Source organism: Vibrio sp. 10N.286.45.E10, from assembly GCF_002874195.2.
GTDB lineage: Bacteria > Pseudomonadota > Gammaproteobacteria > Enterobacterales > Vibrionaceae > Vibrio > Vibrio crassostreae.
The window spans coordinates 1,884,355-1,904,746 of the sequence record NZ_MCWD02000001.1 but is presented as its reverse complement, the minus strand read 5'-3'; the positions used below and the strand labels follow the sequence as shown (position 1 = coordinate 1,904,746).

General features: G+C 45.0%; 14 protein-coding genes and 1 riboswitch. Of the genes, 7 read left to right on the top strand and 7 right to left on the bottom strand.

Annotation, left to right across the window (positions count from 1 at the left end):
* Positions 1-128 precede the first annotated feature (128 nt).
* The gene (locus tag BCU34_RS08385; protein ID WP_017062100.1) at positions 129-926 is read left to right on the top strand and encodes an alpha/beta fold hydrolase; all 798 of its coding nucleotides are present in this window, start codon (positions 129-131) and stop codon (positions 924-926) included.
* A gap of 130 nt (positions 927-1,056) precedes the next feature.
* Here the strand turns inward: BCU34_RS08385 and BCU34_RS08380 are convergent, their stop codons facing one another.
* The 5 genes from BCU34_RS08380 to torD form a co-directional block, all read right to left on the bottom strand.
* The gene (locus tag BCU34_RS08380; protein ID WP_102432938.1) at positions 1,057-1,374 is read right to left on the bottom strand and encodes a DUF2007 domain-containing protein; all 318 of its coding nucleotides are present in this window, start codon (positions 1,372-1,374) and stop codon (positions 1,057-1,059) included.
* A 47-nt stretch (positions 1,375-1,421) separates the two neighbouring features.
* Positions 1,422-2,102 carry a TVP38/TMEM64 family protein gene (locus BCU34_RS08375; protein ID WP_048664679.1) on the bottom strand — a complete coding sequence of 227 codons (681 nt, stop codon included), beginning with the start codon at positions 2,100-2,102 and terminating at the stop codon, positions 1,422-1,424.
* 134 nt (positions 2,103-2,236) lie between these two features.
* On the bottom strand, positions 2,237-2,827 hold the full coding sequence (locus tag BCU34_RS08370) for a TfoX/Sxy family DNA transformation protein (RefSeq protein ID WP_080967311.1): 591 nt from the start codon (positions 2,825-2,827) through the stop codon (positions 2,237-2,239).
* A gap of 127 nt (positions 2,828-2,954) precedes the next feature.
* Positions 2,955-3,040, bottom strand: a riboswitch (cyclic di-GMP riboswitch).
* Positions 3,041-3,210: 170 nt separating this feature from the next.
* On the bottom strand, positions 3,211-4,215 hold the full coding sequence (purR, locus tag BCU34_RS08365) for an HTH-type transcriptional repressor PurR (RefSeq protein ID WP_017062096.1): 1,005 nt from the start codon (positions 4,213-4,215) through the stop codon (positions 3,211-3,213).
* Positions 4,216-4,530: 315 nt separating this feature from the next.
* On the bottom strand, positions 4,531-5,178 hold the full coding sequence (torD, locus tag BCU34_RS08360; RefSeq protein WP_102432935.1) for a molecular chaperone TorD: 648 nt from the start codon (positions 5,176-5,178) through the stop codon (positions 4,531-4,533).
* A 285-nt stretch (positions 5,179-5,463) separates the two neighbouring features.
* Here torD and torR point away from each other — a divergent pair, with 285 nt between their 5' ends.
* A complete protein-coding gene (gene torR / locus BCU34_RS08355) occupies positions 5,464-6,177 on the top strand; it encodes a two-component system response regulator TorR (RefSeq protein WP_102480694.1) in 714 nt (237 codons plus the stop codon).
* 115 nt (positions 6,178-6,292) lie between these two features.
* Here torR and elyC read toward each other — a convergent pair whose 3' ends face one another.
* Positions 6,293-7,144, bottom strand: coding sequence for an envelope biogenesis factor ElyC (gene elyC, locus BCU34_RS08350; protein ID WP_048659667.1), 852 nt, complete (start codon positions 7,142-7,144; stop codon positions 6,293-6,295).
* A gap of 115 nt (positions 7,145-7,259) precedes the next feature.
* Here elyC and cmoM point away from each other — a divergent pair, with 115 nt between their 5' ends.
* The 5 genes from cmoM to fdhF all read left to right on the top strand — a co-directional run bounded on the left by cmoM (position 7,260) and on the right by fdhF (position 19,300).
* Entirely contained in the window at positions 7,260-8,045 is a 786-nt protein-coding gene (gene cmoM / locus BCU34_RS08345; RefSeq protein ID WP_102432934.1) for a tRNA uridine 5-oxyacetic acid(34) methyltransferase CmoM, read from the top strand.
* 125 nt (positions 8,046-8,170) lie between these two features.
* Positions 8,171-9,508 (top strand): chromosome partition protein MukF, encoded by a 1,338-nt coding sequence (mukF, locus tag BCU34_RS08340; protein ID WP_102432933.1) that lies wholly within the window; start codon positions 8,171-8,173, stop codon positions 9,506-9,508.
* Positions 9,489-10,295 carry a chromosome partition protein MukE gene (mukE, locus tag BCU34_RS08335; RefSeq protein ID WP_048664682.1) on the top strand — a complete coding sequence of 269 codons (807 nt, stop codon included), beginning with the start codon at positions 9,489-9,491 and terminating at the stop codon, positions 10,293-10,295. The genes mukF and mukE overlap by 20 nt, the downstream gene beginning before the upstream one ends.
* Entirely contained in the window at positions 10,292-14,752 is a 4,461-nt protein-coding gene (gene mukB, locus BCU34_RS08330) for a chromosome partition protein MukB (RefSeq protein ID WP_102480695.1), read from the top strand. Before mukE ends, mukB begins: the two co-directional genes overlap by 4 nt.
* A 318-nt stretch (positions 14,753-15,070) precedes the next feature.
* A complete protein-coding gene (gene fdhF, locus BCU34_RS08325; protein ID WP_102480696.1) occupies positions 15,071-19,300 on the top strand; it encodes a formate dehydrogenase subunit alpha in 4,230 nt (1,409 codons plus the stop codon).
* Positions 19,301-19,410: 110 nt separating this feature from the next.
* Here the strand turns inward: fdhF and BCU34_RS08320 are convergent, their stop codons facing one another.
* Positions 19,411-20,391 (bottom strand): alpha-L-glutamate ligase-like protein, encoded by a 981-nt coding sequence (locus tag BCU34_RS08320; RefSeq protein WP_102432930.1) that lies wholly within the window; start codon positions 20,389-20,391, stop codon positions 19,411-19,413.
* Between the last annotated feature and the right edge of the window lies 1 nt (position 20,392).

Sequence of the window (20,392 nt, the reverse complement as noted above, 5' to 3'; positions counted from 1 at the left end):
GGGTAGGTATTCACATGACTAATGATAGGTTTGACACTATTATCACTTAAAGTTCTTAATAGCGTGATATCCTTAGTCATCGCCTCGTGATGAGGCACAGCTCCATTCCAATAATTAAAGCGATAGGTATGTCTGAGAGTTTACTATTTCATAAAACATTTACTCACCCTACGAGCGATGAGTGGGTTGTATTTGTGCATGGCGCAGGAGGTAGTTCCTCCATCTGGTTCAAGCAGATCAAAGCGTATAAACAGCACTTCAACTTACTTCTCATTGATCTGAGAGGGCATGGTAAATCAGACAATATACTTAAAGGGCTGATTTCGAATCGTTATACGTTTAAATCGGTGACGCTTGATATTCTTAAAGTGTTAGACCATCTTAAAATCCGTTCTGCACATTTCGTCGGCATGTCTTTGGGTACGATTATTGTGCGTAACGTTGCAGAATTAGCGGCTGGTCGTGTACGCTCAATGGTGCTGGGTGGTGCCGTGACTAAACTCAACACTCGTTCTCAAGTCTTAATCAAGCTGGGTAACCTCAGCAAGCACATCATTCCTTATATGTGGTTATACAGCCTTTTTGCTTACGTTGTTATGCCACAAAAAAGCCAGAAAGAGTCTCGTCACCTGTTTATCCGTGAAGCGAAAAAACTGTGTCAAAAAGAGTTTAAACGATGGTTTATATTAACGGCTGATGTAAACCCATTGATGAAATATTTCAAAGACAGAGAGTTGCCGATTCCGACTTTGTATTTGATGGGTGAGCGAGATTACATGTTCATCAAACCAGTTAAAGAAATGGTCGCAGCGCATGAGTCGAGCGAGCTAGTAGAGATTCCGAATTGTGGGCACGTATGTAACGTGGAAAACCCTGAAGAGTTTAATCAGCGTTCGATTGCGTTTATTCAAAAACAAATCCAGTGATTTTCTAGGCGCGAAATCAAAGATAATGATTGAATCGAATTGAAATAAAAACGGGAAGCTAATTTTAGCTTCCCGTTTTTATTTGGAGGAGGTATCGGCCTAATTGTCTTATAGGGTCATTGAAACTCTGCTATTCGGGTGAAGCAGCACCGCACTGCCAACAAGAGCCGAATTGCGCTTCGTTGACTTCATGACACTCACCACAACGCCACTCTTCATAGATGATAGAATCTTGCTGTTTTTGGTAGTCATTGACGATCGTGCGAGCTTTACTGGCCAATTCTGGCTCATATAACCACACGTAAGGGTCAGTTTCTTCCGTAAATGGGATTTCCCCTTTCAATCCGAATAACCCCTCACCACGGACTTCACAGGAAATATTCTCACTTTCTAACAATCCACAGATGATATGAGCTTCTGTCGGATTCGATGCACTGAAGATTTTCATTGAAATAGAACCTTATTCGGCTATCTGTGTTGTTTGGCTATTATAAATTATTCAGCTACGGGTGCTGAGCGAAACTTACCCATCAACCATTTAGCAACTATTGGGAATATCCCCAATAACGCAAATGACAATAGTACTGAAGGGGAGACGATGCCTGAAAGTGAATCAATTTCTGCGAGCTGAGTACCAGCATTCAAGAAAACCGCCGTCCCCGGTAACATCCCGATCTGACTTGTAATGTAATAACGACTCACTGACATCGGTGTTAGACCCATCAATAGGTTGATAAGGAAAAATGGGAATACAGGAATCAGACGCAGAGAAAATAAGTAAAATGCGCCGTCTTTTTCAACTCCCTTGTTAATTGTCGCCAATTTGTCACCAAACTTGGTTTGAATCCAGTCACGCAACAAGTAACGGCTACTTAAGAAGGCTAAGGTCGCACCGATCGCACTTGCGAAAGATACTAGCAGCAAGCTATTCCAGAAGCCAAATAGCGCAGCCCCTAATAGGGTCACAACAGCGGCTCCGGGAATGGAGAAAGCTGTAATCATTACATACGCGACAAAATAGATAGCGGCAGCAGCAATAAAGTTGCTGTCAATATAGTCATTTAACACAGCTTGTTGGGCCTTAGCATTTTCAAGCGTTAAGTACTGGCCGAAATTGATGCCTAACACCACGATGGTTACGACCAACACAATACCCAATATCATTTTCTTACTCATTGATACTTCCTCTAAATTTTCAATGCATACCGATAGTATAGATAGACAGGCAAAGCATAGATTAACTTTCATCAGATATAAAAAAAGCCGCAGTAAATGCGGCTTAGTTATGTATATAGATTGCACTGACAATGTTAATTGACCCGATTGATAAGCTCTTCGCGACGCTGCTGCGGTATAACAGACCAATGTGTACCATTGATCGCGCCTTCTAGCGCCCAAAGTAGTTCAATACTGACAGAAGACGCATGCGATTCTTTGATGGCGTTAAATGCGTTTACAGAGCCAGATTCATATAAACGTTCTACAGAATCGATCCCTGCCTTTTTCAACATACGCTCGGTAGCGAGTCGAAGATTAGGCAGATCTTTGAGTCGGGTCGGCTTAGCAGAAGACTGCTCAGCTTTTTCTTCTTTAGCAAAACCTAGAGACGTGGTTGCAAGTTGCAAGATTTTTTCTTGGTCTTGCCATAAGCCTTCAGGTAAAGCGAAATATTTAGTAACGACAGGGAAACCACGTTTTTTGTAGACGTATGGTTGAAACCCTTGTTGTTCGAATTGTTTCGTTGTGCCTCTGTCTGCGCGTATGTGCAACTGGTCATTTACAACCAGAGCAAACATAGTGTCATCAGCAAAAAGACCGAAGCCACCAAACATTGAGCGTGATTTTATTTTTCCTAGGGACTCAAATAACTTCATCGAGTCCTTTAGTATCGGTTTATCCATGTTATTTATCTCGGTGTATTTGAACTACGCCACCAAATAAGCAGGTCCGAGAGATTAGCAAAATGTTGCAATTACATTGTCAATAAGCCGTAAATTACTAAATTATTAGTAGTTACTGCATTTTGCCATCGGTAACCCCGCTACCATACCAACGAGTGGTTTAGGCCGGAAGCTTTGCGTCTCACTCTTTCGAGTGGTTTGCCCTGTGCGTGACTGATTGAATAGAATAAAGTTTTTGTTGAATGAAGCTCACAGTTGATATTTCAAAATGTGACATTGCTTCAATTAATGATCTTTCCATTGTGCATATAGGTTCATTATAGTTGCTGATAAAAAAAGCGCACCTAAAGGTGCGCTTGATGACATTAAACTTGAATTATCAATTAATTTAACGTTTTAACTGTACTTCGCTCAACAATTTCAGGGTGCATTTCGAAGACGCGTTTTTCGTGGTCTTTGTCTTTGATGCGCTCTAATAGAATTTCGAATGCATTCTTACCAACACGACGTTTTGGTTGGTGAACTGTCGTTAACGGCGGAGAGAAGTATTCAGCCAGTTCGATGTTGTCGTAACCGATCACTGAGATATCTTCAGGAATGCGAATGCCTTTTTCTTGCAGGCGGCTCATTAGGCCGAGTGCCATTGTATCGTTAAAGCAGAATACCGCCGTTGGGCGATCTTCCATCTCAACGATTTGTTCTGCAGCAAGTACTGCTGTATCACACTCGAAGTTGCCTTCGATGATCATATTTTCATCGGCAGAAATCTTAGCTTCGTTGAGTGCGCGCTTGTAACCGGCAATACGTTCAACACATGCTGCTTTGTCTAAGTGGCCACTTAAACATGCAATCTTAGAGTGACCGCGTTCAATAAGGTATTTGGTCGCTAGGTAGCCACCTTCTTCAGAGTTATCGATGATCTTATCAGCCTGAGAGCTCTCAGGGCCCCAGTCCATGATAACTTTAGGGATGTCAGCGTGACGGTCTAACATCTCTCTTAGTTCTTCAGTTAGGTCAGAACACATAACTAAGATGCCATCTACACGTTTCTCTGCAAGCATTCGAATGTAGTCACGTTGCTTCTCATAGATACCGCCCGTATTACACAGGATCAAAGTGTAACCTTGACGGTAGCAGTAGCTCTCAACACCATCGATAACTTCAGAGAAGAATAAGTTAGTTGATTGAGTCACAAGCATGCCGATAGTGCGTGTGGTATTACACTTCAAACTACGAGCAACAGCACTTGGTGCATAGTTTAGTTCATCTACGGCTTTGTTTACTTTTTCTTGAGTTGCTTCTGCAACAAAGCGAGTTTTATTGATTACGTGAGAAACGGTTGTTGTTGATACGCCGGCTAAGCGAGCGACATCTTTTATAGTGGCCATGGTTTTATCCTATTAGAAGCTACTTTCCCCAAGTACGGAATAAAGTAGCCGTTAAGCTACCTAACTAAGAGCTTAAATTTGTAGGGCTCTTTGGGTACTAAAGTGCTAAAAAACAAAAAACCGCTATTGAGCGGCTTGTCTTAACACCGAAATGCTCTGAACTTTAATAAGCATAGCATTTCGTGAATGTTTCATATTTTATCGTTTGCGGTCACAATTTTAGACTGACTAGAAATTACTCGCAATAAAATTCACCCAGAAATCCGGGTGAATTGTCACATTCTACTGAATTTATTTACCTAGTCATCCAATAAGCTATTCACCAGCTAAATATTGAGTGTCTAATTGACAGAATGCGAGTAGCAAAGATGAGACGGAGGCGTAGAAACCGAATTCATCAACGTCATGACATTTCACGTTGAACTTTGGTACCCAAGTCAGCAGTTGTTGTTCGATAAACTGCTGTTGAACGGCAAATGAATTCTCTAGCTCTTCTTCAATATCCGTTTCGTTTGAACTAATGATCAAGTTACCAAGGAAATCGAGTTCGATAGCAATGTGGTCTGCTGGCTCTTTTAGATCTTGGTTCACCACTAAATTGTGCTTAGCCATGATCTCTTCCATATCTTTTGCAGGCTTATCATTCAAAAGGCCAGTTTCACCGATATACATAGAAGCGTAAGGAAGAGCACCGTGTTTATCTGTTTTTAAGAAAAGATCGCAAAAGTCTGCAGACAATTCTAGTTGAGCATCTTCACGTGTTTGTAGGCGGTTAAGCGCATCCACTAGCTTATCAATCGCTGGCTTTAGTGTTTCATTTTCGCCTAAACCAGTCAGGAAAGAACGAATTTCAACAGAGTGGTAGTGATCGAGTTCTTCTTGAGTGAGCTCTTTGGCAAATAAGCTTGATAGCCACCAGTATATTTCTGCTCTTTGCTCGTTGAACGCTTTCGTATCTTTCATTTGTTAGATCCTGACTTAGTCTTGTGATGTTACTTATATGCATCTTGAAGTCACTTGGGCATAAGCACACCAAGGCTGAATAACAAGGTTATTTGCGAAACGCAAAGTTACTCGTTAGTAGTAATGCCTATATTGAATTGCGATGGACGATAAATAGCAAGGTTTAAGATTGTCTTGTATCAAAAAAAATCCATGTTTCTGGCTTTTATCTTCTGTACTACTAGAATTGTTACGAGTTATGAATAGAATAGTCACTGAAACTATTAAATAAGAAAAGTGGTGTAGATGAGCTATCACGTATTAGTCGTAGAAGATGATGTGGTAACCCGCAGTAAACTGGTTGGATACTTCCAGAACGAAGGTTACACAGTGAGCGAAGCGGAAAGCGGCGCTCAAATGAGAAGCGTGTTAGAAGAAAACAACGTTGACCTCATTATGCTGGACATCAACTTACCAGGCGAAGATGGATTGATGCTAACTCGCGAATTACGCAGTCAATCAGACATTGGAATTATTTTAGTTACTGGACGCACGGATAGCATCGACAAAATCGTTGGCCTTGAAATGGGCGCGGACGATTACGTTACTAAACCCTTCGAACTCCGCGAGTTATTGGTTCGAGTTAAAAACCTACTTTGGCGTATTTCTGCCGCTCGTAAAACGGCAGCTGGCGCAGTAGAAGAAACATCAGACGAGTCTGTGGTTCGTTTCGGTGAGTGGACATTTGATATTCCTCGTCGTGCGCTAAGCAAAAATGGCGAGCCAGTGAAGCTGACTAAAGCTGAATACGAACTGTTGGTGGCTTTGTCTTCTTACCCTAACCAAGTATTAAGTCGCGAACGTATTCTGAATATGATCAGCCACCGAGTGGATGCACCGAATGACCGTACGATCGACGTACTGATTCGTCGCATGCGTGCAAAAATGGAATGCGACCCTAAGAACCCACAAATCTTTGTGACGGTTCACGGTGAAGGTTACATGTTCGCTGGTGACTAATGTTCTTCGTGAACTTCTAGTCAGCAACGACATATGAACGAAAAAGCCGAGACATCATTGATGTCTCGGCTTTTTTTACTTAATTGTACCGTCCTAAATGTTTTATGCGGTTTGATTATTGAGGCTGCGCTGCAGAAACGTCACCGCCATCAACTAGGCTGGACGCCTCTGGAACAACAATAGGATCTTGAATAGGGTCATTACTTGTATCAAGCCAATCGCGTAGGCTTTGCCAAACCAATCCCATGGTTTCGTGCCAATAGCGCTCAGTCTGCTCAAGGTAAAGAGCTTTTGGCATGTACTTATTCCAAGGCTCAACAATCCCTTCTTGTGCAAGGTAGTTAGTTGGTGCTGGTAGAGGTTTCATGCCGGCAGCATTGAATTCGTTCAGTGCACGAGTCATATGGCTAGCTGAAGTCACTAGCACCATTCTTTTATTCTTAACAAACGCAGCAGCTTGGCGGGCTTCTTCCCAGGTGTCTTTTGCTGTTTCAAGTAGAATGATATCAGGCTTCGCAACACCAAGTGCTAGTGCAACTTTAGCCATCATTCTTGCGTTACTTACTTCAGTGCCTGCGCCATAGCCAGACAAAATGAGTTTTGCACCAGGGTAAAGACGTAGAATACGAATCCCTTCACTTAAGCGCATCAGGCCGGTGCGGCTCAGTTCTGATGTCGGTGGAATTTGGTCATCTACGACGTGACCACTTCCGAGAACCATTACGTAATCGACGGTTTCATCGACAGGTAAAAAAGCGGTGTGTTGCCTTTCCATTGGCATTAAAAGTTGACTAGAAACTGGTTGGAAAGCGATTAGGAAAATACCACATAGGGCTGAAAGGGTGATTAGGCAACCCGTCTTCCTTTTGGTAGTAAACATCACTAGGGCTAAACCCAGAAAAGCGAGAATTAACATTGCTGGTAGTGGCATCAATAGCGAAGACACTACTTTTTTCAGCTCAAACATATCCGAATAGTCCGAAAAAACATCACTTAGTAGTAAAAAGAGACATCGCCTCTTTATTCCTGAAATTCCTGTGACAGAATAGCAGGCACGATAGGACATAATAACTCAAGTAGCCGTGACTGAAGACCGTAATTTCGACGATATTGCCCACAAATTTGCAAAAAATATTTACGGCTCTGACAAAGGAGAGATCCGTCAGATCATCGTATGGGAAGATTTAGAACAAGCTTTGAGCAAATTTGAGCATTTAGCATCACCACTGCATGTGCTTGATGCTGGAGGTGGCCTTGCGCAGATGTCGCAAAAAATTGCGTCGCTTGGGCATAAGGTTTCTTTGTGTGATCTATCTTCTGAGATGCTGAAGCTAGCAGAAGAGAGTATTAGCGAAGCGGGTTTGTTAGAGCAGTATCGATTTATCCATTCTCCGGTACAAAAAGTTGCAGAACATCTCGATGAGAAAGTCGATTTTGTGATGTTTCATGCCGTAATGGAATGGTTAGCCGATCCTAAAGAAGCGCTTGATTTATTGCTTGAACAAGTCAAACCGGGTGGCGTTGCCTCGATAATGTTTTACAACCACCACGGATTAGTCCTGAAAAATGTGATTTGTGGCAACATTCCTCATGTATTGAATGGGATGCCACATCGAAAACGGTTTAAGCTGCAACCACAAAAAGGCTTAAAGCCAGAAGAGGTTTATCAATGGGTAGAAGACGCTGGTCTAGAAATCTGTGGTAAATCAGGCATTCGCTCTTTCAGTGACTACATAGGTAATATGGAGTACATGGGCGATTACCAATTTGAAGATGTATTGGAACTAGAAAAACAGCTATGTCGCCAAGAGCCATACCTGTCGCTAGGCCGTTATATTCACGTTTGGGCTCAAAAACCTGCGCAATAATAGCGGTGAATGTGGTAAAAGAAGCCACAGCATGCGCTATGCAATCGCAAGAAGCCCGCGTCATAAAGAAATAGGCGTCATATCTAACATGTTCGATATGACGAAGAACAGTAACAGGAACCACAATGAGTGAAATGACTCAAACTGCCGAAGAGCAGCCAATTGATGAGTTGGTGGGCTGGGTCAAGCAGCATGATTTTTCATTAAATTTGCCACCAGAGCGCTTAGCATTTTTGATTGCTATCGCAGTACTAAGCAATGAAAGGTTCGATGAAGAGTTGGGCGAGGGTGAACTGCACGATGCATTTACCATCGTCACTCGACTGTTTGAAGATACTGGTGAAGCGTCCGCGTTTCGTGCCAACAATGCCATCAACGAGTTAGTTAAACAGAAGTTGATTAGCCGCTTTACCAGCGAAATTACCGATGGTGCGAGCATTTACCGTTTGTCGCCATTAGCGATTGGTATCTCAGATTATTACTTACGTCACCGTCAGTTCTCTAAATTAAAATTGTCTATCCAGCTTTCTATGGTTGCAGACGAGATGGCTAAAGCCATTGAAGCTGCGCAGAAGGGCGGAACTCCAGGACATTGGAGAAAGAACGTTTACGGCGTGCTCAAGTATTCTGTTGGTGAGATTTTCGATCAGATAGATCTTAACCAACGTGTTATGGATGAGCAGCAGCAAACCGTTAAGCAGCAAATTGCCGACCTTCTTAACAAAGATTGGCGTGAGGCGATCAACAACTGCGAAACCTTGCTATCAGAAACCTCCTCCACGCTAAAAGAATTGCAAGACACCTTGCAAGCGGCGGGTGATGAACTGCAAACACAGATCCTCGATATTCAAGAAATTGTTTACGGTGACGATGAACTCGAGTTCGTTGGCGAAACCCTATTCGGCTTGCAGATGAAGCTCGACCGAATTACTAGTTGGGGTCAGCAAGCGATCGATTTGTGGATCGGCTACGACCGCCATGTTCACAAGTTTATCCGTACCGCGATTGATATGGATAAAAACCGTGCCTTTAGCCAACGCTTGCGTCAGTCGGTTACCGACTACTTTGATGCGCCTTGGTTATTGACCTACGCCGATGCTGAAAAGCTTACCGATTTGCGTGATGAAGCCTTAGTACTTCGTGATGACGAAGTAATGGGCCAAGCACCAATCGACGTAGAATACGAAGAATTTGAGCAAGTGAATGATCTGCTTTCAGACCGAATAGCAGAGATGTTGAAAGCTCACAAACAGCAAGGTGCGCCAATTGATCTTGGCCTTGTGCTACGCGATTACCTCGCTGAACACCCTCGCACACACCATTTTGATTTAGCCAGAATTGTTGTCGACCAAGCCGTGCGCTTAGGTTACTCAGAATCTGACTATCAGGCTATTCAGCCAGATTGGCAGGCAATCAACGATTTCGGTGCAAAGGTACAAGCAAATGTCATTAACAAGTACTGATGATTACATGCCAGAGAAACTGGTAAAAGCGATAGCGAACCCATTGTTCCCTGCGCTAGACAGCATGCTGCGTTCAGGTAAGCATATTTCAACAGAAGACTTAGATAACCACGCGTTACTTTCTGATTTTGAAGTTGAGCTTCAGCATTTCTACCAACGCTACAACACCGAGCTTGTGAAAGCGCCAGAAGGCTTTTTTTACCTGCGTCCGCGTTCTACGTCGCTAATCGGTCGTAGTGTTTTGTCTGAGCTAGACATGCTTGTTGGTAAGGTACTGTGTTTTTTGTACCTAAGCCCAGAGCGTCTAGCACACGAAGGTATCTTTACTAACCAAGAGCTGTTTGATGAGTTGATGTCGTTAGCGGATGAGAAAAAACTCATGAAGCTTGCGACAAACCGTGCGTCGGGTTCTGATTTAGACAAAGAAAAGCTGTTTGAAAAAGTGCGTACTTCTCTACGTCGCTTACGTCGTATCGGCATGTTGATTGCGATTGGCGAGACGGGCAAGTTCCGTATCAGCGAAGCAGTATTCCGTTTTGGTGCTGACGTACGTGTTGGCGATGATATGAAAGAAGCTCAACTGCGTCTTATCCGTGATGGTGAAGCTGTGGTGCATACTCAAGAGCCTAACCAAGGCAGCTTGTTGAATGAAGAACAAGCGGAAGCCGTATCAGAAGTAGATGCAGGCGTAGACGAAAACGGTCAACAAGACATTTTTAACGATCAAGCTGACTTTGACCTTGAGTCAAACGACGGCGAACCAACAAAAGTAGAAGGTGAAGCATGATTGAAAGAGGTAAGTATCAATCATTAACCATGGTCAACTGGAACGGCTTCTTCGCGCGTACTTTTGATATTGATGGATTGGTTACAACGCTTTCTGGCGGTAACGGTGCAGGTAAGTCGACCACTATGGCGGCATTCATCACAGCGTTGATTCCTGACCAAAGCCTTCTGCATTTCCGTAATACAACGGAAGCGGGTAGCTCACAGTCATCTCGTGACAAAGGTCTATACGGTAAGCTTCAACCTGGCGCATGTTACGCTGCGCTGGATGTGGTGAACTCTCGTAACCAACGCCTACTGTTTGCAGTAAAACTGCAGCAAGTTGCGGGTCGTGACAAGAAAGTAGACATCAAACCGTTCGTAATCCAAGGCCTTCCAAGCCATGTGAAACCAACGGATGTGTTGATTCAGAACGTTTCCGACAGCCATGCTCGCGTATGTCAGTTGAACGACGTAAAAGCCGCGGTAGCACAGTACGAAGGCGCGCACTTCAAAGCCTTCTCTTCGATTGTTGATTACCACTCGCAAATGTTTGAATACGGTGTGGTACCGAAGAAACTGCGTAACAGCAGCGACCGTTCTAAGTTCTACCGTTTGATCGAAGCATCGCTTTACGGCGGTATTTCTAGTGCGATTACGCGTTCTCTGCGTGATTATCTCCTACCGCAAAACGGTGGTGTGAAGAAAGCATTCCAAGACATGGAATCAGCACTACGCGAAAACCGTATGACGTTAGAAGCGATCAAAACGACTCAGTCGGACCGTGACCTGTTCAAACACTTGATCACTGAATCTACGAACTACGTGGCAGCAGATTACATGCGCCATGCCAACGATCGTCGTAACAAGCTTGATCAAACCATGAAGTTTCGTGGTGAACTGTTTGGTTCGCGTGAAACCTTGCATGATCAAAATAACTTGTTGAACCGTGTTCAAGAAGAATTAGAGCTGTTGGTCGATCAAGAGTCGGCACTAGAGCAAGATTATCAAGCGGCTTCGGATCATCTTCAATTGGTTCAAACTGCACTTCGCCAGCAAGAGAAAATTGCACGCTACAGTGAAGATCTAGAAGAGCTTAATGAGCGTCTAGAAGAGCAGATGATGGTGGTTGAAGAAGCTCAAGAGCGAGTACTTCTTGCTGAAGAGCAGGCAACCATTACCGAAGAAGAAGTGGATAGCCTGAAAACTCAGCTTGCTGATTACCAACAAGCGTTAGACGTTCAGCAAACTCGTGCGCTGCAATACCAGCAAGCCGTTCAAGCATTAGAGAAAACCAAACAGTTACTTGGTGATGAGTCTATTACGGCAGAAAGTGCATTAACTCTTGTTTCTGAGCTAAAAGCACAAGAAGAATCAAGCACTCAAACGCTACTGTCTACTAAGCACAAGCTAGACATGTCTTCTGCAGCTTCTGCACAGTTCGACAAAGCACTGTCTTTAGTTAAAAGCATCGTTGGTGACGTTGAGCGTAAAGAAGCGTCTAGCAGCGCTAAGCAAGCTCTAGAAAAAGGCCGTAACGCAAAACACGTTGTTGAGAACGAACAGCAATGGCGTGCTCAGCACCGCGACATGGCTCGTGATGTGGCTCAGCAGCGTCAAGCAAAAGAGCTTGCGACTGAATACCAAAAACAACACAACATCTCACTGACTGATGAAGCGGTTTTCGATGAAGAACGTGAACGTCACGCTATGCAGATCGAGTCCCTTGAGTTCGCTCAAGAAGAGCTGCGTGAAGCGAAGAGTGAGCAACGTCGTGTACAACAAAACCACGACCAAGAGATTCAAAAACTTGAGTCAATTGCTCCTGCGTGGATCACGGCAAACGATGCACTTGAAGCTTTAAGAGATCAAACAGACGCTGAGCTAGAAGATAGCCAAGCGGTAATGACTCAAATGCAGCAAGTACTTGAAGACGAGAAATCTCAAGCGGTAGCAAAAGATCAGTTGGCAACGCGCCGAGCTGAACTTGAGCAAGAGATTGAGCGTTTAGCTTCGCCAGGTGGTTCTAACGATCCTCGCCTGAAAGGCCTGGCGGATACGCTTGGTGGCGTACTGCTTTCTGAGATCTACGATGACATCACGATCGGTGATGCGCCGTACTTTAGTGCGATGTACGGCCCAGCTCGTCACGCGATTGTGGTTTCGGATCTTGATGGTATTAAAGAGAAGCTGGTGGATCTTGATGATTGTCCAGAAGACCTTTACATCCTAGAAGGCGATGTAGACGCGTTTGATGACAGCTCGTTTAATGCCGATGAGCTTGAAGGCGCGGTATGTGTTCAGCTGAACGATCGCCAAATGCGTTACTCTCGTTTTCCTGAGATCCCACTGTTTGGCCGTGCGGCTCGTGAACAGCGCCTAGAGAAATTGCGCGAAGAGCGTGATGTTGTCGTTGAGAACCACGCGAAAGCAGCGTTTGACTCTCAAAAACTGAATCGCTTATACCAAGCATTCAACAGCTTTGTTGCGAAGCACCTACACGTTGCGTTTAACGCAGACCCAGAACAAGCACTTACTGCGATTCGTGATAAGCGCAATCAAATTGTTCGTTCTCTGGCTGAGCTTAACTCTAAAGAGCAGCAACAACGTAGCCAGCTTCTACAAAGCAAGCAGGCACTTGGTGCATTAGATAAATTAGCGCCAATGGTTCGTATTTTAGAAGACGAAACATTGGCTGAGCGCTTAGCTGAATTAGAAGCGCAACTAGAGCGTTTAAGTGAAGCTAAGTTTTATTTGAATACTCACGGTAAAGCGCTTACTTCTCTAGAGCAAATCGTATCTGCACTAGACGCTGACCCAGAGCAGTTCGAAGCTTTGGAAGCCGAATATCGTCAAGCTGATAACGCGCTACAAACTCTAAAAGGTAAAGTGTTCGCGCTGTCTGATTTGATTGAGCGTCGTCACTACTTTGCTTACGCGGACTCTGTTGATTTGCTTAACAAGAGCAGCGAACTGAGCGAACAACTGAAAGCAAAACTGGTTCAAGCGGAACAAGCAAGAACCAAAGGTCGTGATGGCTTGAAGCAAGCTCGTGAACAGATGAACCAATACAACCAAGTATTGGCGGCATTGAAGAGCTCACATCAAGCGAAGCAAGAAACGGTTCAAGAGTTCAAGCAAGAGCTTCAAGAGTTCGGTGTAAACGCTGATGAAGGCGCAGAAGAGCGTGCTGTACGTCGCCGTGACGAGCTTCAAGAGCGTCTACACACATCTCGCAGCCGTAAGAGTGAATACGAGCGTACGATTACGTCAACGGAACTTGAGATGAAAGCACTGGCTAAGCGTCTTAAGAAAGTACAGAAAGAGTACACAGAACTTCGTACCTTCGTAGTTGCAGCAAAAGCAGGTTGGTGCTCAGTACTTCGTTTAGCTCGTGAAAATGATGTTGAACGTCGTCTGCACAAGCGTGAACTGGCTTACCTAACGGCGGGTGAACTTCGCTCAATGTCGGATAAATCATTGGGTGCGCTACGTCTGGCTGTAGCTGACAATGACGACTTACGTGATTCGCTGCGTCTATCGGAAGACAACGCACATCCAGAGCGTAAAGTTCTGTTCTATATAGCAGTTTATCAACATCTTCGCGAGCGTATTCGCCAAGACATCATTCATACGGATGATCCGGTTGAAGCAATCGAAGAGATGGAAGTTGAGCTCGCTCGATTAACAGAAGAACTGACGCAGCGTGAAAATCGCTTAGCGATCAGCTCTGAGTCGGTAGCAAGCATCATTAAGAAGACGATTCAGCGTGAGCAGAACCGTATTCGAATGCTAAACCAAGGTCTGTCTAACATCTACTTTGGTCAGGTTAAGGGCGTGCGTCTAAACGTTAAGATCCGTGAAAGCCACGAAATCTTGCTGTCAGGGCTAGCGACTCAGCAAGAGCAGCACAAAGACTTGTTTGAATCAACGCGCTTCACCTTCTCAGAAGCAATGGCGAAATTGTTCCAACGTGTGAACCCACATATCGATATGGGTCAACGTTCTCCGCAAGTTCTGGGTGAAGAGTTGCTGGATTACCGTAACTACTTAGAACTCAGTGTTGAAGTTAACCGTGGTTCAGATGGCTGGCTACAAGCGGAATCAGGAGCACTTTCTACGGGTGAGGCGATCGGTACCGGTCAATCTATCCTACTGATGGTGGTTCAGAGCTGGGAAGAAGAGTCACGTCGACTTCGTAGTAAAGACATCGTTCCATGTCGCTTGTTGTTCCTCGATGAAGCAGCACGTCTGGATGCGAAATCTATCTCTACGTTGTTTGAACTGTGTGACCGTCTAGGTATGCAGCTTCTGATTGCAGCCCCTGAGAACATCAGCCCAGAGAAAGGTACAACCTACAAACTGGTACGTAAGGTCTTCAAAGATCACGAACATGTACACGTTGTTGGTTTGCGAGGTTTTGCTCAAAACAAACCTGCATCTCCAGTGCAAGAGCTTATCGAAGAAACTGAGCAATAAGCTCGATAGCGATTCAACGATATTAATTCATAGCCCCTAATCATTAGGGGCTTTTTAGTACCTAAGTCTAGCGTTCTGCAATTGTTCTAACTCCCTTTGTGCAATCCACTTAATATACTTCGTGTCTAGCCCTCTTTGACTTACTGATAAGACCACTCATACATTAGGGTTAATCTCAATAGAACTTGTTTGAAGTCACACGCACAAAACCACAATTAATGTATGGTAATGATATGACAGTAGTGTCTGCACACTGCTGAACGACTTATTAGTATTTTTGAGCGTGACTATTACGCAAACTGGAAGGTAGGACTCAATATGATTCAAATCGTTATTGATGGGAAATTTCGAATCGTCGAACAAGGACAAACCGTACTTGAAGCGGCAAAAACATGTGGTTTAGAGATCCCATCTCTATGTGGTTTGAACAAAACAACTGATAAGATTCCATGCGATTTATGTGTCGTCGAGATTGATGGTGTGGGTATGAAGCGCTCGTGCGAGCTTGAAGTGTCCAATGGGTTGAATATTACGACTCAGTCAAAGCAGTTGACCAACCATCGACAAGAAGCGTTGAACCGCATCATGACAGACCACTATGCAGATTGTGAGGCACCATGCCAAACTGCGTGCCCTGCAGGAGTCGATATTCAATCTTACCTGTATCATATTGCTCAAAATGATCATACCAAAGCCATCGAAGTGATTAAGAAAACACTGCCGATGCCGCTATCGATTGGCCGTGTTTGTCCTGCCTTTTGTGAAACAGAGTGTCGAAGAAACTTAGTCGATGATTCGATTGCGATTCGCCAACTCAAGCGACACGCAGCCGATGCCGATTTGGCTGCTCAAGAGAGCTACATGCCAGCGAAGAAACCCAATAAAGGTAAAAGCATTGCGATTGTTGGCAGTGGCCCTGGTGGCTTAACAGCAGGCTATTACCTATCTAATGAAGGTTATGATGTCAGTGTTTATGAGTCGATGCCCCAAGCTGGTGGCTGGCTGCGTTACGGTATCCCAGAGTATCGCTTACCTAAGTCGATTCTAGATAAAGAAATCGAACTGATGTGTCGTAATGGGATGTCGGTAGAGTGCGACAAGAAGCTCGGTGTTGATTTTACACTGTCTGATTTGAGCAACGATTTTGATGCGGTTTGTTTAGCCGTTGGTGCATCACAAGCTGTCGAGATGAATTATCCCGGTAGCGAGCTTGGCGGCTGTTATCTAGGCGTCGATTACCTTAAAGATTACGTGACCGATCAACAGTATGTCACCGGTAAAAAAGTTGCAGTGATCGGTGGCGGTAACACCGCGATTGATTGCGCTCGAACCGCAGTGCGTGATGGTGCGGATACCACGTTGATTTATCGTCGTACTCGAGAGGAGATGCCAGCAGAAGATTACGAAATTGAAGAAGCTGAGCATGAGGGTGTGAAGTTCCACTTCTTGACTAACCCGGCCGAAAATATAGCTGATGACAATGGTCATGTATATAAGATTCGATTAGAACGTATGGTACTGGGTCCTGCTGACGCTTCTGGTCGTCGTAGCCCTAAACCAACGGGTGAGTTCTTTGTTGAAGCGTTTGATACGGTTATCGCTGCGGTGTCACAAAAGCCCGACCTAAGCTTCATGGATAACGAAGAGATTGATATCCCTCTAACACGTTGGAACACCGCAGATGCTGATCCGCAAACCATGCATACCGGAACCGGAAATATTTTCAGTATTGGTGATTTCCGACGCGGCCCCGCAACCGCAGTCGAAGCCGTTGGCGATGGACGCATTGCAGCGCAGGCTATCGATCGTTTCTTCCACGGCGACATGGATAACATTCCGGCTAAACCGTTTAACTCTAGAAAGCACAAGCAGCTCAAAGGGATCGATCCTGAGCTGTACAAATCTATTCAGCGCATAGCGCGTAAGATCATGCCAGAGCTAACTCCTGAGCAGCGCGAGCAAAGTTTTGAGGAAGTAGAAACAGGCTTTGATAATGCTGATGCAATCGCTGAAGCTGCAAGATGTCTAGAGTGTGGCTGCCAAGCCAATACCGATTGCGACCTGCGAGACTACTCGACTGAATACAAGGCAACGCAAACACACCCAGAATACAAAATCGATGTGACTTCGAATGAGAGTTGGCAGGCGATTCGTGCAGAAGAAGCGAAGATCGGTTTAACCAGACAAAAATTCGCGGTTGATGATAGCTCTGAATTCATTATCTTTGATGCTAACCGCTGTATCAGTTGTGGTCAGTGTATCCAAGCATGTCGCGAGCAGAATGTTCATGGCGTTCTTAGCTTCATGAATCAATCCGATGGAAAGCCAGCTTCAAGGCCTGAATGTCGTCCTAATTTTGGGGCAGACAAAACGTTAATGGGCGACTCTAACTGTGTTCAATGTGGCTCTTGCATTCAGGCGTGTCCAACCGGTGCAATGGTCGATGCGAGAGATAGAAAGCAAGGCGACACAGACGTACTTAAGAAAGTCGATACCATCTGCACCTACTGTGGTGTGGGCTGTAAACTGACCATGCATGTAGACGAAGCGAAGAACAAAATCCGTTATATCGAGGGCGGTGATTCTCCGGTCAACGAGGGCATGCTGTGTGTTAAGGGACGTTTCGGTTTCGACTTCGTCGGCAGTGATGCCCGCCTTACAACACCGTTAATTCGTAAAGATGGCTGGTTACAACCAGCGAGTTGGGAAGAAGCCATTACGCTGATTGCCGATAAGTTCACGGCTATTAAACAAGGTTTTGGTAGCAATGCTCTAGCGGGTTTCTCATCGGCTAAAACCACCAACGAAGATAACTATGCCTTCCAAAAATTCATACGTCGCGAACTAGGCACCAATAACGTCGACCATTGTGCTCGCCTTTGTCATGCCTCGACGGTGACTGGACTTGAAGCATCGTTAGGCAGTGGAGCGATGACCAATGATATTCCAAGTATCAAGCATTCTGATGTGATCTTTATTATTGGTTCGGATACCACGTCAGCGCACCCAATTATTGGTTCGCATATTAAGCAGGCGGTGAGACATGGTGGAGCGCGATTGATCGTTGCCGATCCAAAACGAATAGATATTGCTGACCATGCTGAGCTTTACTTAGCGCACCGACCGGGTACCGATGTAATGCTGATCAATGGTGTGATGCAGCAGATCATCAAACATGGTTGGTATGACCAAGAGTATATCGAAGATCGTGTGGACGGCTTTGATACCTTGCTTCAAGAGGTGATGTCACCAAGCTATTCGCTAGAAAAAGTGGAATTGGTGACTGGCGTTAAAGCGGAAGACATCTTCGCAATGGCACGATTGATTGGTACTGCAGAACGAACAGCGGTGTATTACTCGATGGGTATTACCCAGCACACTACTGGGCATGACAACGTACGTTCAATCGCCAACCTGCAACTCTTGTGTGGCAACATCGGTATTGAAGGTGGTGGTATCAACCCGCTGCGTGGCCAATCGAATGTGCAGGGTGCATGCGATATGGGCGCGTTGCCAAATAATCTTCCGGGTTATCAGAAAGTGTATAACCCAATGGTTCGTCAAAAGTTTGCGATGGAGTGGGGCGTTACTGATCTACCCGCTGAAACGGGGTTAACGCTGACCGAGATTATTGATGGCGCGTGTCATCGAGATGTTCGTGGTCTGTACGTAATGGGCGAGAATCCAGTGCTGAGTGACCCGAACCAAGCGCATGTGATTGAAGGTCTTGAAGCGTTAGATTTCTTAGTAGTTCAAGATATTTTCTTAACCGAAACTGCTCAATATGCCGATGTGGTTCTTCCGTCTTGCTCGTTTGCTGAAAAGTCTGGTCACTTTACCAATACCGAGCGTCGTGTTCAGCGTATTAACCCGGCGGTATTGCCTCCAGGTGAAGCGAAAGAAGATTGGGTGATTATCCAAATGCTAGCCAACGCAATGGGCGGTGGTTGGGACTATAACACCGTTGCCGATATCACCAATGAGATAGCACGTGTAACACCACAGTATGGTGGTTTACGTTGGGAGAACATTACGGTCAATGGCGTGCAATGGCCGAGTAATAAGAATAACCCTGATGGCACTCGTATCATGCACCAGACCCAATTTACCCGTGGGCGTGGTCAAATGGAGGCGATTCCGTTTAGATACGCTGCTGAGCTACCGGATGAAGAGTATCCGTTAGTTCTAACGACAGGGCGTATCTTAGAGCAATTCCATACAGGCACTATGACGCGTAAAACCAAAGGCCTGGATAACTTAGCGGGGCCACGTGCAATGGTCAGTGTTCACGATGCTGAAGCGTTAGGAATCTCGAATGGTCAGATGCTCAAGGTGTCGACACGTCGTGGTGAAATAGAAATCGCGGCGTTTGTGACTAAGCGAATGCAAAAGGGTGTGGTGTTCATTCCATTCCATTTTGTTGAATCGCCGGTTAACCGTTTGACGACCACAGCGACCGACCCACACGCTAAGATCCCTGAGTTTAAGGTGGCGGCGGTGCGGATTGATCCAATTCGAGAGCCTGTAATTGAATCTACAGAGACTTAACCTAATCCGCTAATTTAACCGCAGATACTAAAAAGCCGCGTAACTCTCAGAGTTATGCGGCCTTTTTTATAAGCTCTATTAGGTATCAAGTGACCTAGTCAGCAAATCGCTTAGTTTGGAACAATCTCGTTACCGTGAACACCGAATTGCTTGGCAGCGTATGCAACGCGCTCTGCTGGTTTCGGGTATTCAGCCGGTGTACCAAGGTTCTCAATATGGTGCAATCGAGGCAATAAACCTGCGCCGTTCGCGATTTGGATAGCCAAACCTGGACGTGCGTTAAGCTCAAGTACCATTGGGCCTTCTTCTTGGTCTAGAACCATGTCAGTACCCATGTAACCAAGACCTGTCATTTCCCAAGCGCTTGAAGCTAGTGTTAGCAGTTTTTCCCAGTGTGGTACCTGAAGTAGCGCCAACTCTTTACCCGTATCTGGGTGGTGAGTTACTGGGTGGTCAAATTGAACCGCACGAACGGCTTTACCCGTCGCAATACAAATACCTACACCTACAGCGCCTTGGTGTAAGTTAGCCTTACCGTCGGAAGCCGAAGTAGATAAACGCATCATCGCCATCACAGGGTAGCCCTTGAATACGATGATTCGTACATCTGGCACACCTTCGTAACTGAAGCCATCAAAACACTCATCAAACTTGATGAGGTTTTCAACTACCGCAACATCGTTCTTACCACCAAGTGAGAAAAGACCGGCAAGAGCGTTACTTATGTGACGCTCTACGTCTTCTTCATTGATAGTAGCACCCGATGGCTTAGTGTAAACGCCGTCCTTGTGAGAAGTCACAACAAGGATTCCTTTACCGCCGCTGCCTTGAGCTGGCTTGATTACGAAACCCGGCCACTCTTTTACCATCTTGTGGATTGTTTTTACTTCAGCTTGATGACCAATAACGCCAATCAGTTTTGGCACAGTAGCGCCAGCCTGTTCAGCAATGATTTTAGTCTTAAGCTTGTCATCAACGAGTGGATACTTGGAACGATCATTGTAGCGACCAATATAACTATGGTTACGCTTGTTCATTCCCATTATGCCTTTGTCTTTCAACCTAAACGGTGAAGTAAACTGATCAAACATA